Raw genomic sequence first — 14,893 nt, forward strand, 5'->3', positions numbered from 1 at the left:
GACGGATGCCGGACTCAGCCGATCTCCGCGCGGAAGAACGCGTCGGCACGGGCTCTCGATTCCGCAACGTCGCGAGTCGGCGGCATTGTCTCGAACCGCTCCGCATCGTCGAGCTGTTCCGTGACGAAGCGCTGCAGGATCTCCGGCGCCTCGCCCGAGCCCAGCTCCCGCGTCTGGGCTTTGAGTGCGATGAGGTCTCGCGCCGCATCCCGGATGCCGGCACTGACGTCCCCCTCCGAGAGCAGCGTCGGCAGATCCATGGGTGGCACTGCCTCGTCGGTGTGGACCGCGAGCCAACGCAGTGCCGCTGCGGGGCGCAGGACATAGAAGAAACGCTTCAGCGAGGGCGGACCCGACCGCTGTTGCAGGGCGACATGGCGATAGTGGCGTCCGACGGCGGCACGCTCTGCGACGTCGGATGCCAGCGCCAGAAGGCGGTCGCGAAAGCCGGCGTCGCCGGTGTAGACGATGGGCGAGCGGAGCCATTCGATCGCGGTGGCGTTGCCTTTCGTTATCAATCGCACGGCCTTGGTCAGATCCCAGCCGTTCACATCGAAAACCGCATCGAGGGGTGTCTCGATGACATCCCGCTCGGGCCACAGCGAGAGGTAGCGCTCGCGGGGCCGCACGTAGATGAAGCGACAGTCGTAGTCGCTGTCGGGCGAGGGGAACCCCCACGCGCGGCTGCCGCTCTCGATCGCCCAGGGGATGCGCACGTCATGCTCGCTCGCCACCGTTGACAGGCGCTCGTCGATCTCGGAGACGACACTTGGCTTGAGGCTTGGTGGGATCGTGCGCACGGCTCGACCCTACGCGTCGGGGAGAAGCTATCGACGCGACGGCGGGAGTCGAACCCGCTGCGCGACCGGGTATGAACCGGTGCCCGGAACCATCCGGTCCGCCGCGATACGGCCCAACGCTAACCGCGGCCCCTGACGCTCGGCTGGCGTGTTTCTTACCGTGACGTCACATGTCGTCATCCGTCGCCCGCGTCGCGAGCAGATGCTGGTGCGCCAGTCGGCGCAACGCGAGGATCGCGGGCTCATACATCGCGGTGCCGAGCACGGCGTACGAGATCTGCTCGCTTCCGCTGAGCTCTGCGAGCGGGATCAGCTCGGCGGCTGCAATCTGCAGGAGCGGTCCGGCATAGCGGGCGGCGGTGTCGGCATCCCAGGCCAGCCCCGCGGATTCGATCCCGCGGATCGCGGCCTCCAGTTGTGCAACCGCGGCGAAGCGCTCGTCGTACGTGAGCCCCAGCGCCTCGATGGTCTCGCGCGCGCGCTCGGTGCTCGTCTCGTCGGCGTACGGCGGCAAGGCGCTCACGGCCTTTCCGAGCGTCGCGTACGCCGAGTCGTCGGGCTCGTCGATCAGAGCCAGAATCTCCTTCACTCGGGCAAGCGGGAGTGCCCGCACATCACTGAGCGCCTGGATCACACGCAGGCGTGCGAGGTGCTCGTCTCCGTACTCGGCGCGGGTCGCCGATGTGGCTGCGCCTCGGGGCAGCATCCCTTCCCGGATGTAGAACTTGATCGAGGCGACGGGGATGCCGCTGTGCTCAGACAGTTCGGAGATGCGCACGATGCTCCTTGCTTGGATAGTTTCACTATCTTATATTGGGTAGTGACACTATCCAATACGCGCCGGCGGCGCGGAAAGTCGAAGCGGAGCATCCATGTCCCCGATCCTGTCCATCGTCGTCGGCGCCACGCTGTTGACGGTCATCACCATCGCCTACGGCGGCACGTTCGTCCTGCGCGCCACGACCGGCGGCTACCCGTTCAACGGGTTGCAGAAGACGTTCTTCCGGGCAGGTCACGCGCACGCGGGCGTCCTGGTCATCCTCGGGATCGTCTGCGCACTCACACAGGCATCCGCAGGAGTGACGGGCGGTTGGGAGTGGGCAGCAGTCGGCGTGCTCGCGTCGGCGATCCTGGTTCCCGCAGGGTTCTTCCTGTCGGTGATCGGTCGTGATCCGCAGAAGCCGGGTCGGGCGATGGCCCTGCTCTGGGCCGGCGTCGCCGTGCTCGCCGTCTCGCTTGCCGTGGTCGGAGCATCCGTCATCGCAGCCGGCGTGGCAGCGCTCAGCTGAGCTGCGAAGTCAGCGGGCTACAGAGTCGGCGGCGCGGTCGAACTGACCGCCCCGGCGCTTCTCGACGATCTCTTTGCCCAGCGGCATCAGCGAGACCGGTACGAGCTTGAAGTTCGCGATTCCCAGCGGGATGCCGATGATCGTGATGCACAGCGCCAGCCCCGACAGGATGTGACCGATCGCGAGCCACCAGCCGGCGAGAATGACCCACACGACGTTTCCCAGGAACGAGAACACCCCGGAGCGTGGGTGGTCGACGACCTCTCTGCCGAAGGGCCAGAGCGTGTAGAGGCCGATGCGGAACGACGCGATGCCCCACGGGATCGTCACGATGAGCACGCACAGGATGACCCCCGCGAGCATGTATCCGAGAAACAGCCAGAACCCCGACAGGACGAGCCAGATGATGTTCAGGAGGGTGCGCATGGCATCCATTCTGTGTCGGGCACCTGGGTAGCGGGTGGATGTCAGTCGGTACGCGCCAGGGCCGCAGCCTCTCCTGCGGAGCTCGCGTGCACACCTAACGCACGAGGCGCTCGCCCGCGCGAACGGGGATCTGCCAGCGGTTCGTCGGCGGGGGAAAGACGCAGACATAGCCGTCCGAGAACGCGCACGGTGGCAGGTACGCGCGGTTCAGGTCGACCGCGACGGTCCCATCCGATGCGGGCGGCGGCATCCGAAGGAAGCGGAAACGATAGCTGTCTGTTCCGCTCGTGGCGTCGGAGAACGCGGCGAACAGCCATCCGTCGTCGAGAGTCCGCACGCACAGGCGCACGTGGCCCTCGGGCAGAGCGAGGTCAAGGACACCGTCGAGATCCTCCGTGCTGTGGTGTCCGTCCACAGCCACGCTCGGAACCTCCCGCGTCGGTGAGCGATCGAGGCGCGCCTCGAGCCGCATCGCCTCATCCGTCGGCCATCGTTCGATCCGGGAGATGCCGCGGCGAGCGGGGGCCTCAGGGTCATACACCCGCAGCGCGACCGCGCCATCGCGTTCGAACCCCCGAAGCTCGAGCGCACCCGACTCCCAGCGGTCTCCGGGTGCAAGGGTGACGACCCCGGCCTCCGTCGTCCCGACCGCACGGCCGTCGTCGTCACGCCACTGACCCGGCGCGCCGTCGAACGCGCGGGGGATCTTGTCCAGCCAGTGTGTCGCCGCGAGGGTGGCGATCCCGCCCGCCGACCAGACGGCGGCGTCGCGGCGCGCTCTCCACTCTTCGTCGGTCGTCATGACGGCCTTCCCCTCGGATCCGCGGCGGTCGGTGGCTCGGTGGCCAGGAAAAACACTCGCGAAACATATTGTTACACCATCGAAACTCAGTGATAGATAGCATCTCGCTATGGATCGACGGAGCGACATCGACATCGACGCGCTGACACGAGCGCTCGACGTGCACTCGCTCCGCATCCTCGTAGCGATCGACCAGACCGGCTCGATCAGCGCTGCCGCGCGCTCCCTCGGCTACTCGCAGCCGACGATCACGCAGCATGTGCAACGCCTCGAGGCACGACTGGGCGTGGCCCTCGTCGTACGCACGGCGCGCGCCGCGCGGCTCACGCCCACCGGCGCGCTGCTCGCGCAGCACGCTCCGCGCATCGATGCCAGCTTGACGGCGGCGGCGACCGAGTTGGCACGGATGCTCGGGCGCCGGGCGGATCTCGTTCGCATCGCCGCCTCTGCCGAGGCCGTGGGCACTGTCGTCGCACCCACCCTCGGGCGTCTTGCCGCACAGCAGCCCGACATCGACGCCTCGTTCGTCGAGGCCTCCGACAACGCGGCAGCGCTCGCCCTCGTGCAAGACGGCCGGGCAGACATCGCGGTGACGCTCACGCTCGCCGTCAGCGGTGAGCGGCATGGGACGGCGCGACGCGGCGGCATGCGCTCGACGTTCCTGTTCGCCGAAGAGATCATCGCGCTGAGCACCGCCGACATCCCGGATGCCGGCGGGCGCATCGATCCGGCGCTGCTGGCCGATCAGCTCTGGATCCGCGGCGCGGGCTCACCGGGGGATCTCCTGGCCGAACGGCTCGAGCGCCCCCGCGCGGGAGACGACATCCTGGTCTCGAGCGCGGCAGCCGCCGTGGCCCTTGCCCGTCACCGCGTGGGCACGACCTTCGTCGCCGAGAGTGCGCTCGCGGGAATCGATCTTCCCGACGGGCTCCGGGCGTGGGGCCTGTCTCCTGCCGTTACCCGCCGCGCCACCGCGACCATCCTGGTCGAAGCCGCGACGATCCCGGCCGTCGAATCCGCGCTTCGCGTGCTCGCCTCGCTTCGCCCCTCATCCGCCGAGGTCGAGGTCATCCTCGACGCCCGGCGCCGCAGTGCCGGTCATCGAGCCCGGTTCGGCACCGCACCCACGACCCATCCCGTCCGCACCGCACCCACAGAGGAGAGTCCTATGCCCTTCCCGTCACCCGTCCGTCTCGCCCAGGCGGGCGCCGTCGTTGCCGCTGGGGCGCTTCTGCTCTCCGCGTGCAGCGGGAGCGCAGCGCCCGAGGCGAGCACCGCGCTCGCCGACAGCGGCGAGCAGATCGACAGCATCACCGTCGCGCTCCCCGGCTCCCTCTCGAACCTGTACGTCGGGCAGGAGTCCGGCATCCTCAACTATTACATCGCCTCGATCGCGCAGGAGGGGCTCGTCTCGATCGACGCTGAAGGCGCCATCCAGCCGGCGCTGGCCGAGTCATGGTCTCAGCCCGATGACGTCACCTACGTCTACGAGCTGCGCGACGATGCCATGTTCCAGGACGGCACCCCGGTCACCGCCGACGATGTCGTCTTCAGCCTCAACGAGGCGCGCGACGAGACGACCTCGCCGGGTCTTGCCTACTACATGACCAACGTCGAGTCCGTCGAGAAGACCGGTGACAGCGAGGTCACCATCACCCTCACCGAGCCGGATGCCGCGTTCGCGAAGAACATGAGCACCGGTGGCGCGGCCTTCATCACCTCGAAGGCGTTCTGGGAGGCCAATGACGGGAACGTCGGCACCGCATCCTCGCTCCTGCTCGGTTCCGGCCCGTACAAGGTCACGGAGTTCGCGCCCGACTCGCACGTCACGTTCGAGCGCAGCGACACCTGGTGGGGCGAAGAGCCGAAGGTGAAGAACATCACGGTGAACTTCGTCCCGGATGAGTCGACGAGGCTCCTGGCAGCGCAGTCCGGTGACATCGACGTGGCCTTCAACGTGCCGCTCGCGCAATCCACGCAGTGGGAGAACCTCGACACCATGCGGGTCGATTACGTCAACGATCTCTCCTACGTGGGTCTGTACTTCAACACGAGTGTCGCCCCGTTCGACGACCCCAAGGTGCGCGAGGCGATCGCTCACGCCGTCGACCGCGAGGCCTACGTCGACAAGCTGCTGCGCGGGCACGGCGAAGCGGCCACCGCGATCATGACCCCCGAGTCGCTCGCCGCCGTGTACTCGCCGGATGTCGCCCGCGAGAAGCTCGCCGAGATCCCGCAGTGGGACTTCGATCTGGATGCTGCCAAGGCCGCGCTGGCCGAGTCGGGCTACCCCGACGGCTTCGAGACCGAGATCCTCACCCCGAACACGGGACCGCAGCTGGGAACGGCGGCTCAGGCCCTCGCCCAGAACCTCGCCGAGATCGGCATCACGCTCAACGTGCGTGAGGTTCCGATCGAGGAGTGGCTCGCGAGCCTGGACGCGTCCAGCGACTACGGGCTGAACATGATGTGGTACTTCTCGACGCTCGGCGACCCGGCAGAGATCCCCAGCTACCTGCTGGGAGTCGGCAACCCCGCCGCGTACGACAACCCCGAGATCATGTCGCTGCTCTCGCAGATCGGCGCCGAGTCCGACCCCAGCGCGCGGATCGACCTGCTCATCGAGGCCGAGACGCTGCAGGCCGAGGATGCCGTGAACGTGCCGCTGTGGTGGGGCCAGTCGGCCACCGCCTTCGCGAACGATCTCGGGATGAACGACTACAGCGCATTCGCGTTCATCTCGTCGTGGCCGACGCAGCTCTACCGGGCTGCTCCGTAAGGGGATCGGGTCTACCGCAGTGACAACGGGTTCACCCCTCCGAGCACGCGCACCGCGATCGCGGCCCTTGGGCCGGATGCTCGCAGTGCGCGTGCTCGGCATGCTCGGGGTGTTGCTGGTGCTTTCGGTCATCGTCTTCTCGCTGATGTACCTGGCGCCCGGCGACATCGTCAAGAATCTGCTCGGGAACCGGCCGACCTCGCCGGAGGCGGTCGCGGCCATCCGTGCCCAATACCACCTCGACGACCCGCTGCCGGTGCAGTATCTGCGATGGCTCGGCGGCTTCCTCACGGGCGACCTCGGAGAGTCGATCCGGTTGCAGACCTCGGTCGCCGACGCGATCGGGTCGCGGGTCGGGCTGACCGCGCTGCTGTGCGGCATCGCCTTCGTGCTCGCCCTGGTCGTCGCGATCCCGCTCGGTGTGCGCAGCGCCGTGCGGGCGGGGGGCCCGTCTGACCGCGTCGCGAGCGCGCTGGCCGTCGTCGGCCTGAGCGCCCCGACCTTCGCGGTGGGTCTCCTGCTGCTGTACGTCTTCGCCTACTACCTGCCGCTCTTTCCCGTCTACGGAGCGGGGTCGGGCGGGCTCGACACTCTCTGGCACCTGATCCTGCCCGCCATCACACTTGCGCTCGGTCTGGGGGCGATCATCCTGAAACTCACGAGGACCGCGATGCTGCGCGAGCTCGAGACCGACTACGTGACCTCCGCCCGCGCGCGCGGGCTCTCCGAGTCACTCGTGCAGCGGATCGCGCTGCGCAACGCGGCGATTCCGATCGTGACCGGTGCGAGCCTCGTGCTCACCTTCCTGGTCGGCGGGACGGTGCTGGCCGAGACGACGTTCGCGCTGCCGGGCCTGGGAACGCTGCTTCAGGATTCCGTGCTGTTCAAAGACATCGCGGTCGTTCAGTCGCTGACGCTGCTGGTGGCGATCGTCATCGCGGTGATCGCGCTGCTGGCCGACATCGCCTACATCCTGCTCGATCCGAGGGTCCGTGAACGGGGGGTTCCCGCATGACCGCGGCGATCGAGCTGATGACGGCGCCCATGAGGCGTCGACGACGGATGCCGATTCTCATCCTGCTCTCCATCGGCGTCATCGTGCTGGCGGTCCTTGCGGCTGTGCTCGGTCCGCTGGTCTTTCCGGATGCGATGCGTCAGGACATCCTGTCGGCGCTGCTGCCCCCCGGCACCGACGGCCACCTGCTGGGCACCGACGAGCTCGGGCGCGACGTGTTCGCGATGACGGTCGCGGGGACGGCCTCGGCGCTGATCGGACCGGTGTGCGTTGCGGTCGGGTCGATGCTGCTCGGCATCCTGCTGGGCACCCTCGCCGGCTACCAGCGCGGATGGCTCGACTTCCTCATCAGCCGCTGGACCGATCTGCTCCTGGCCCTTCCCGTGCTGCTGGCGGCCATCGTCGTGGCGGGTGTGTTCGGCGGCGGGTACTGGGTGACCGTCCTGCTCCTGATCGCGCTGTTCTCACCGTCGGACATCCGCATCGTCCGCGCCGGCGTGCTCGAGCAGTCCGCCCGCCCCTACATCGAGGCCGCGCAGATGCTCTCGCTCTCCCGGTGGCGGGTCATGTTCCGCCACATCCTCCCGAACGTCTCCACGCTCGTCATCACGAACGCGATGCTCAACGTCGCGTTCGCGATCGTCGCGTTCTCATCACTGTCGTTCCTCGGAGTCGGCGTCCCGCCCGGGACTGCCGACTGGGGACGCCAGCTCACCGACAACCGGGCGATCATGTTCGACAACCCCGCTGCTGTCATGGTGCCGGCCACGCTCATCATCCTCGTCGCGTGCGCGATGAACCTGGTCGGCGACTGGCTGGGGCAGCGTCTGTCGCAGGTGGGGGAGGACGCATGAGCGGCGTGCAGATCCAGGGACTGACAGTCCGCGGCCCCCAGGGCGTCGTGGTCGAGCCGTTCGACGCGACGATCGCTGCCGGGCGCACCCTTGCGATCATCGGCGAGTCGGGTTCGGGAAAGACGTTGAGCGCGAAGAGCCTCATCGGTCTGTTGCCGCGCGGATTCCGGGCCGGCGGCACCGCCGTGGTGGCAGACACCACCATCCCGCTCGATGCCCCGCCGTCGGCGTGGGTCTCGGTGCGCGGTGGCACGGTGGCGCTGCTGCTGCAGGACCCGTTCACGAGCCTGTCTCCGGTTCACCGATGCGGCGACCAGATCGCATGGACGCTGCGAGCAGCATCCGACCGCCGGATGCCGCCCGCCGAGGTGGCCAGGGCGGTCGCCGCACGGCTGGCGGAGGTGAAGCTGCCCGAGCGTGTGGCTCGTTCGTATCCGCACCAGCTGTCGGGCGGGATGCGGCAGCGCGTCGCGATCGCTGCGGCTCTGGCCGCGGATCCGAGACTGCTCATCGCCGATGAGCCGACGACCGCGCTGGATGCCTCCAACCAAGCGGAGATCCTGGACCTGCTGCGCGCGGTGCAGGCGCGCCGCGATCTCTCGGTGATCCTCATCTCCCACGACCTCGGGCTGGTGCGCGGCCGCAGCGACGACGTTCTGGTCATGCAGCACGGCGTCATCGTGGAGCGCGGCGCAACGAACACCGTGCTGTCGGCGCCTCAGCATCCGTACACCCGGGCGCTCATCGACGCCGACCCCGTGCTCGCGCCACCCCGGGAGACGGTGGTGCCCGAGGAGGCGCAGACGGCGACCCTCGTGCTGGCGCGGGGTGTGACCAAGCACTTCGGCGAGCGGACCGTCCTGGACGGGGTCGATCTGCGCATCGGCGAGGGCGAGATCGTCGGGGTCGTCGGCGAGTCGGGTTCCGGCAAGTCGACCCTCGCGCGCTGTATCGCGGGGCTCGAGCGCGAAGACGCCGGCACGATCTCGTTCGACGGCGACACGCTCGCCCCGGGTCGCCGGTCGCGCACGCCCGCGCAGATGCAGATCGTGTTCCAGGATCCGTATTCGTCGCTGAACCCCATGATGTCGATCGGGGCGATCCTGCGGGAGGCGCTCACGGTGGCGCGACGCCCGGCATCCGATGTGGCGCAGCTGCTCGAGACCGTCGGCCTGCCCGCCGGTTTTGCCGCGAAACGCCCCGCCGAGCTTTCGGGTGGACAGCGTCAGCGCGTCGCCATCGCCCGGGCGCTGGCTCCCCGCCCGAGACTGCTCATCTGCGACGAGTCGGTGTCGGCGCTCGACGTCTCGGTCCAGGCGCAGATCCTGGCGCTGCTCACGCGGTTGCGTGACGAGCTCGGGATCTCACTGCTGTTCATCTCCCACGACCTGGCCGTCGTGCGGCTGCTCGCCGACACGGTCACGGTGCTGTGGGATGGCCGGGTCATCGAGTCCGGACCCTGCGACCGCGTGCTCACCGACCCACACCACGAATACACCCGGATGCTGGTTGCTGCCGCGCACCGTGAGAACACGTCGGTGCGTGCCGGCGACAGAGAGGACTGACGTGCAAGCGATCGAACCGACTCTCGCGGAGGGCGCCGCCGGCGTCGCCGCGGTCTTGGCCGCCGGAGTGGCCGATGCCCTCGGGACGGAACGTGCCGCGCGCTGGCGCATCGGGCGGGACGGCTACCGGCCGGCGGTGGAGGCGCTCGCCGACGGCGACCGCATCCTCGCGGCAGTCTTGACCTCCGGGCGCCCCGCGACCGCGGCGACGAAGATCGTCGATCTGTGGGTGTCACCGGATGCGCCGGACGGCGCTGCCGACCGCCTCGTCGAGGGCGTGCTGGCCCGGGCACGTGAGCGCGGTGACGCGGCGGTGAAGTGGGAGCTTCCCGAGGGCGCCACGGCGCCCGCGAGCGCTGCCGACCACGGTTTCGCGCGGATGCGTGCGCCCTGGGGCGCCGTCGGCACGGAGGTGACGCAGGGCCTGGTGCGCTGGCTGGTTCCGATCGCGCACAAGGAGCCGGGGTATTACGGCCAGACGACGCTGTTCACGTGCGGCGCGGTGGCGGGGCTGATCGCCGCCGAACGCTTCGGTCGCCCCGGCTTCGCGGGGGAGACCGAACCTGATCGTGAACTCGAGATCGACTTCTGGCGGCGTGCGAGCAACTACCCCGCGTGCGAGCCGATCGGCTTGGCCGTGACGGTGCAGGAGCATCTGGGCGCCGGCGGTGCCGTGCAGGTGGCGTTGGACCACCCCGGCCCGGTGCTGCTGGAGGACTTCAGCGGCTTCGATCACGACTTCCGCGCTGAATTGCAGCGGGAGTCCCGCAAGCGCGCAGCAGATCTCGGCATCCCGATCGACGGTGCCCGGGTCCCGATGTCAGAGGTCGCTACCCGGGTCGCTGCCGGTGAACAGGCACTGCTTCTCATCGACGAAGCCCCGATGCACGCGGACCCCGGGCCGCACTGGATCGTGGCCCACGCCGCCGCCGGACCGTACGTCGTCGTCGAGGATCCGTGGGTGAACCGTGAGACCGGAGAGACCTGGGTCGATACGCACGAACTGCCGATCCACGTCGACGATCTCGAGCGTCTGGTCGCCTGGGGCCCGGACGGTTACCGCGGCGTCATCTTCCTTTCGGCGCGCTGACCGGCGGGGATCCTGCCCGAGGCTCGCACCGCCCGGCGTGAATGTCGGAGGCCGCCAATAGACTTGGGGGGTTATGGATGCGGTGGACGACGAGCTGCTGACCGGCCTCAATCCGCCGCAGCGCGAAGCGGTGCTCTACCGTGGGCAGGCGCTGCTGATCGTCGCGGGCGCAGGCTCAGGCAAGACGCGTGTGCTCACGCACCGAATCGCCTCGCTGCTGCGCTCCCGGGAGGCCTGGCCGAGCCAGATCCTCGCGATCACCTTCACCAACAAGGCAGCCGGCGAGATGCGCGAGCGTGTCGGTCAGCTCGTGGGGGAGCACGCGAAGGGGATGTGGATCTCGACCTTCCACTCCGCGTGTGTGCGCATCCTGCGGCGTGAGGCCGAGCAGTTCGGGTTCACGAAGGCGTTCACGATCTACGACTCCGGCGACTCCCGCGCGCTCATCAAGCGGCTCGTCAAAGAGCACGAGGCCGATGCGTTCGGCCTGACCCCCGCGGGGGTGCAAAGCCGCATCTCCAAGCTCAAGAACGAGCTCGCGGATGCCGAGTCCTACGCCCGCCAGGCGAACATGAACGACCCCGCCGAGCGCCTCTTCGTCGAGATCTTCGGTGACTACCAGCGGGCGCTGCAGCGGGCCAATGCGTTCGACTTCGACGACCTGATCGCCCAGACGGTGTACCTGTTCCGCGCCTTCCCGCAGGTCGCCGACGTGTACCGGCGCCGGTTCCGGCACATCCTCGTCGACGAGTACCAGGACACCAACCACGCGCAGTACGCGCTCATCCACGAGCTCACCCGTCCCGTTACGGGGGCGGCGGCCGAGCCGTACTCGGTCGGCGGGATGATGATCTTCGAGCCCGATCAGGCGCCCGAGCTCGACGGCGCCTCGCTCACCGTCGTCGGCGACTCCGACCAGTCGATCTACGCGTTCCGCGGCGCCGACATCCGCAACATCAGCGAGTTCGAGCGCGATTTCCCCGGCGCCAAGGTCGTGCTGCTCGAGCAGAACTACCGGTCCACGCAGAACATCCTTTCTGCGGCGAACGCCGTCATCGGCCACAACTTCGACCGGAAAGACAAGAAGCTGTGGACCGACGTCGGGGCGGGGGAGCAGATCGTCGGGTTCACCGGCTACTCGCAGCACGACGAAGCCCAGTTCGTCGCCGATGAGATCGAGGCGCTGCGCCGCACGGGCGTGGAGTACAGCCAGATGGCCGTGTTCTACCGCACCAACTCCCAGTCCCGCGCGCTCGAAGAGATCTTCATCCGCTCGGCGGTGCCGTACAAGATCATGGGCGGCACGAAGTTCTACGAGCGCGCCGAGATCAAGGACGCCCTCGCCTACCTGGTCGCCGTGGCCAATCCTGCCGACGAGATGGCCGTCCGCCGCATCCTGAACAAGCCCCGTCGCGGCATCGGCGACGTGACCGAGACGGCGATCGCCCGGTACGCCGCCGACGAGCAGATCACCTTCCGCGATGCGCTCGCGAACGCCTCGGCGTTGGGGGTGGGTCCGAAGATCCAGGCGGCGATCGCCCAGCTGGATGCCGTTCTGGCCGAGGCCGGCGAGCTCATGCTGCCGGCATCCGGGGAGCTGGCACCTCCGACCACCGTCGCCGAGGGGTTGCAGCTGCTGCTGAACAAGTCCGGCTACCTCGACGCCCTGCGCGCCTCCCGCGACCCGCAGGACGAGGCGCGCATCGAGAACCTCGACGAGCTCGTCGCCGTGGCCCGCGAGTTCGCGCGCAACAATCCCGAAGGCACGGTGGTCGACTTCCTCACCGAGGTCGCGCTGGTTTCGGATGCCGACGACCTCGAGGACGCGAGTGGGTCCGTCTCGCTCATGACGATGCACACCGCGAAGGGCCTCGAGTACGACACCGTGTTCATCACGGGCGTCGAAGAGGACCTCATTCCCCACCGCATCTCGGCAGGAGAGCCGGGCGGGCCGCAAGAGGAGCGTCGCCTGTTCTACGTCGGCGTCACCCGCGCCCGCTCGCGCCTGTATCTCACCCTCGCGATGACTCGGGCGCAGTTCGGCGAGGTCTCCGTGGCGATGCCCAGCCGCTTCCTGCAGGAGATCCCCGCGACGCTCATCGACTGGCGGCAGTCTCCGGGCGACGTGAATTCGCGCGGCGGATCCCAGTCCCGCGCCCTCAACGCGCGTCCGCGCGGCGGATTCGGTTCGTCGACCGGTGCGGGCGGCGCGGGACGCTACGGTGATGCGCTCGTGCCCCGATCGACGTCGATCGAGAAGTTCGCCAACCGTGTTCCCGCGAAGGTGCGCGACAACGGCGACATGGTGCTCGCGCCGGGCGACCGCATCCGTCACGATGATTTCGGCGAGGGACGTGTGGATGCCGTGACCGGCGAGGGCGCCAAGCGTGTGGCGCACGTGCGCTTCGACTCGGCGGGCGCAAAGAAACTCCTCATCAAGATCGCTCCCATCGAGAAGCTCGACGCGTAGAGTGCGGGACCTTCGCCCCTGAGCATCAGGGTCGTCTGCGCGTACGATCGCCGTGATGGCGCGAGCGAGGGTGCACGGACGCCCAGGGCCGCGGAGACGGTCAGGCCCGCTCGACAAAGGAGGCCCATGACCCTCGCGCCGTTTCTGACGCTCTTGTCCGAGCATCCGGTGCTCGTGCTGTTCCTGGTCACCGGCATCGGCGCGGCGATCGGCCGCATCCGGCTGTGGGGGATGTCGCTGGGTGCCGTCGCCGTGCTCTTCACGATGATCGCGCTCACGGCCTGGGGAGTGTCCCAGGGCGTCGTGATCGAGGTGCCCGCATACGTCGGGGACTTCGGACTGGTGCTGTTCGCCTTCAGCATCGGCGTGATCGCCGGGCCGGGTTTCGTGAACGCGCTCCGCACCTCCTACTGGATGCTGCTGCTGGTCTCGGCCATCATGATCGCCGCCGCCGCCCTGACGCTGTGGCTCGGGTGGATGCTGGATCTGTCGCCGGAAACGATCGCCGGCGCCTACGCGGGGTCGGTGACGAGCACCCCCGCTCTCGCGGCCACCGGGGGCAGTCCCGCCGCCACTGTCGGATACGCGAGCACCTATATCTTCGGCGTCGTGGGCGCGATGGGAGCCGTCGTGCTCGCACTGCGCCACAGCCGCACCGACACCGACGCGCCGCCGCGCATTGTCGATCTCGTGGTGCGAATCGACACCGACAGCAATCCGACGATGACCGACCTCACCCGCCGGCACGGTGGCCGCGTGCTGGTCTCGCGCTTGCGTCGCCCCGACGGTGAGGTGATCGTCGTCGGTCCCGACACGGTCCTGGAGAAGGGGTCGATCATCAACATCGTCGGTCCCGAGCGGGTCGTCGCCGCCGTCACCGACCAGTTGGGGCATCCGTCGACGCTGAACATCACCCACGATCGCAGCCGACTCGACTATCGGCGCATCATCCTGTCGGACTCGCGGTGGTCGGGGCGCACGATCGCGCAACTCGGTGTCGCCGAACGATTCGGCGCGACGATCGTGCGGGTGCGGCGCGGGGATGTCGAGTTCCTCGGCACCCCCGACTTCGTGCTGCACCAGGGCGACAGGTTGCGGGTCGTCGCTCCGCGCGATCAGCTGCCCGCGGTCACGGCCTTTCTGGGCGACTCCGAGCGGGGCATGGCCGACCTCAACCCCGTGGCGCTGGGCCTGGGCATCGCGGCAGGCATGTTGCTCGGGCTCATCGAGGTGCCGCTGCCGGGCGGATCCCACCTGTCGCTCGGTGCGGCTGCCGGCGCGCTCATCGTCGGCCTGGTGATGGGCAGGATCGGGCGGATCGGTCGCTTCGTGACGACCATCCCCAACGCCGCAGCGACGGCTCTGGGCGAGCTCGGCCTGCTGATCTTCCTCGCCTACGCCGGCTCGAAGGCGGGGTCGCAGATCCTCCAGGCGATCGCGTCGGGAGAGATCGTCGCTCTCGTCGCAATCGGGTTGGTCGTGACATCCTTCGCGATGTTCGGCACCTACCTGCTGGTGCGACACATCCTGCATCTGGGGGGAACCAAGCTGTCGGGTGTCATCGCCGGAGCGCAGACCAATACCGCCATCCTCGCCTTCGCCCAGGAGCGGACCGGCCACGACGTCCGTGTCGCCCTCGGCTACAGCCTCGTCTATCCGACAGCGCTGGTCGTGAAGATCTTGCTCGCCCAGCTCCTCACGCTGTTGTGACGCGGAGCGGCCGCGGGCGGCCTCCGCGCCTACCGCGTTTCCCGAACTGTGACAACCCTGGTCCCGATCGGCGTCCGACGTCTGTAGCCTCGA

At 68.6% G+C, this 14,893-nt stretch carries 12 protein-coding genes and 1 tRNA gene; 8 read left to right on the forward strand and 5 right to left on the reverse strand.

From position 1 onward, the window contains the following. Positions 1 to 14: 14 nt before the first annotated feature. From ACSGC5_RS11070 to ACSGC5_RS11080, 3 genes are all read right to left on the reverse strand, one after another. On the reverse strand, positions 15 to 800 hold the full coding sequence (locus ACSGC5_RS11070; RefSeq protein ID WP_434970674.1) for a nucleotidyltransferase domain-containing protein: 786 nt from the start codon (positions 798 to 800) through the stop codon (positions 15 to 17). A 33-nt stretch (positions 801 to 833) separates the two neighbouring features. Then, positions 834 to 906, reverse strand: a tRNA-Met gene (locus ACSGC5_RS11075). Positions 907 to 966: 60 nt separating this feature from the next. Continuing rightward, the gene (locus ACSGC5_RS11080; RefSeq protein ID WP_434970675.1) at positions 967 to 1,578 is read right to left on the reverse strand and encodes a MerR family transcriptional regulator; all 612 of its coding nucleotides are present in this window, start codon (positions 1,576 to 1,578) and stop codon (positions 967 to 969) included. Between the two features lie 94 nt (positions 1,579 to 1,672). Between ACSGC5_RS11080 and ACSGC5_RS11085 the strand changes: the two genes are divergently transcribed. Then, positions 1,673 to 2,089 (forward strand): hypothetical protein, encoded by a 417-nt coding sequence (locus tag ACSGC5_RS11085; RefSeq protein WP_434970676.1) that lies wholly within the window; start codon positions 1,673 to 1,675, stop codon positions 2,087 to 2,089. Positions 2,090 to 2,098: 9 nt separating this feature from the next. Here the strand turns inward: ACSGC5_RS11085 and ACSGC5_RS11090 are convergent, their stop codons facing one another. Continuing rightward, complete coding sequence (locus ACSGC5_RS11090; protein WP_434970677.1) at positions 2,099 to 2,515, reverse strand: YccF domain-containing protein; 417 nt, start codon at positions 2,513 to 2,515, stop codon at positions 2,099 to 2,101. Positions 2,516 to 2,609: 94 nt separating this feature from the next. Next, positions 2,610 to 3,317 (reverse strand): DUF1684 domain-containing protein, encoded by a 708-nt coding sequence (locus tag ACSGC5_RS11095; protein ID WP_434970678.1) that lies wholly within the window; start codon positions 3,315 to 3,317, stop codon positions 2,610 to 2,612. 109 nt (positions 3,318 to 3,426) lie between these two features. On the opposite strand from ACSGC5_RS11095, the gene ACSGC5_RS11100 reads away from it, so the two are divergent. The 7 genes from ACSGC5_RS11100 (at position 3,427) to ACSGC5_RS11130 (ending at position 14,800) form a co-directional block, all read left to right on the forward strand. Continuing rightward, positions 3,427 to 6,096, forward strand: a complete 2,670-nt coding sequence (locus ACSGC5_RS11100; protein ID WP_434970679.1) for an ABC transporter substrate-binding protein — start codon at positions 3,427 to 3,429, stop codon at positions 6,094 to 6,096. A 76-nt stretch (positions 6,097 to 6,172) separates the two neighbouring features. Further along, positions 6,173 to 7,111, forward strand: a complete 939-nt coding sequence (locus ACSGC5_RS11105; RefSeq protein ID WP_434970680.1) for an ABC transporter permease — start codon at positions 6,173 to 6,175, stop codon at positions 7,109 to 7,111. After that, positions 7,108 to 7,965 carry an ABC transporter permease gene (locus tag ACSGC5_RS11110; protein ID WP_434970681.1) on the forward strand — a complete coding sequence of 286 codons (858 nt, stop codon included), beginning with the start codon at positions 7,108 to 7,110 and terminating at the stop codon, positions 7,963 to 7,965. The genes ACSGC5_RS11105 and ACSGC5_RS11110 overlap by 4 nt, the downstream gene beginning before the upstream one ends. Beyond that, the gene (locus ACSGC5_RS11115) at positions 7,962 to 9,530 is read left to right on the forward strand and encodes an ATP-binding cassette domain-containing protein (RefSeq protein ID WP_434970682.1); all 1,569 of its coding nucleotides are present in this window, start codon (positions 7,962 to 7,964) and stop codon (positions 9,528 to 9,530) included. Before ACSGC5_RS11110 ends, ACSGC5_RS11115 begins: the two co-directional genes overlap by 4 nt. A gap of 1 nt (position 9,531) precedes the next feature. Then, positions 9,532 to 10,620, forward strand: a complete 1,089-nt coding sequence (locus tag ACSGC5_RS11120) for a peptidase C39 family protein (RefSeq protein ID WP_434970683.1) — start codon at positions 9,532 to 9,534, stop codon at positions 10,618 to 10,620. Between the two features lie 73 nt (positions 10,621 to 10,693). Next, complete coding sequence (locus tag ACSGC5_RS11125) at positions 10,694 to 13,090, forward strand: ATP-dependent helicase (protein ID WP_434970684.1); 2,397 nt, start codon at positions 10,694 to 10,696, stop codon at positions 13,088 to 13,090. A gap of 126 nt (positions 13,091 to 13,216) precedes the next feature. Then, positions 13,217 to 14,800 carry an aspartate:alanine exchanger family transporter gene (locus ACSGC5_RS11130; RefSeq protein ID WP_434970685.1) on the forward strand — a complete coding sequence of 528 codons (1,584 nt, stop codon included), beginning with the start codon at positions 13,217 to 13,219 and terminating at the stop codon, positions 14,798 to 14,800. Positions 14,801 to 14,893: the final 93 nt, after the last annotated feature.

The sequence above is a fragment of the Microbacterium sp. bgisy207 genome (assembly GCF_965345035.1).
In the GTDB taxonomy this organism is placed as follows: domain Bacteria; phylum Actinomycetota; class Actinomycetes; order Actinomycetales; family Microbacteriaceae; genus Microbacterium.

What these genes read in the sequence shown, in the direction of transcription:
- ACSGC5_RS11085 (WP_434970676.1), top strand. Translation starts at nt 1,673, where the DNA reads ATGTCCCCGATCCTGTCCATCGTCGTCGGCGCCACGCTGTTGACGGTC.
- ACSGC5_RS11090 (WP_434970677.1), bottom strand. Translation starts at nt 2,515, where the DNA reads ATGCGCACCCTCCTGAACATCATCTGGCTCGTCCTGTCGGGGTTCTGG.
- ACSGC5_RS11095 (WP_434970678.1), bottom strand. Translation starts at nt 3,317, where the DNA reads ATGACGACCGACGAAGAGTGGAGAGCGCGCCGCGACGCCGCCGTCTGG.
- ACSGC5_RS11100 (WP_434970679.1), top strand. Translation starts at nt 3,427, where the DNA reads ATGGATCGACGGAGCGACATCGACATCGACGCGCTGACACGAGCGCTC.
- ACSGC5_RS11105 (WP_434970680.1), top strand. Translation starts at nt 6,173, where the DNA reads ATGCTCGCAGTGCGCGTGCTCGGCATGCTCGGGGTGTTGCTGGTGCTT.
- ACSGC5_RS11110 (WP_434970681.1), top strand. Translation starts at nt 7,108, where the DNA reads ATGACCGCGGCGATCGAGCTGATGACGGCGCCCATGAGGCGTCGACGA.
- ACSGC5_RS11115 (WP_434970682.1), top strand. Translation starts at nt 7,962, where the DNA reads ATGAGCGGCGTGCAGATCCAGGGACTGACAGTCCGCGGCCCCCAGGGC.
- ACSGC5_RS11125 (WP_434970684.1), top strand. Translation starts at nt 10,694, where the DNA reads ATGGATGCGGTGGACGACGAGCTGCTGACCGGCCTCAATCCGCCGCAG.
- ACSGC5_RS11130 (WP_434970685.1), top strand. Translation starts at nt 13,217, where the DNA reads ATGACCCTCGCGCCGTTTCTGACGCTCTTGTCCGAGCATCCGGTGCTC.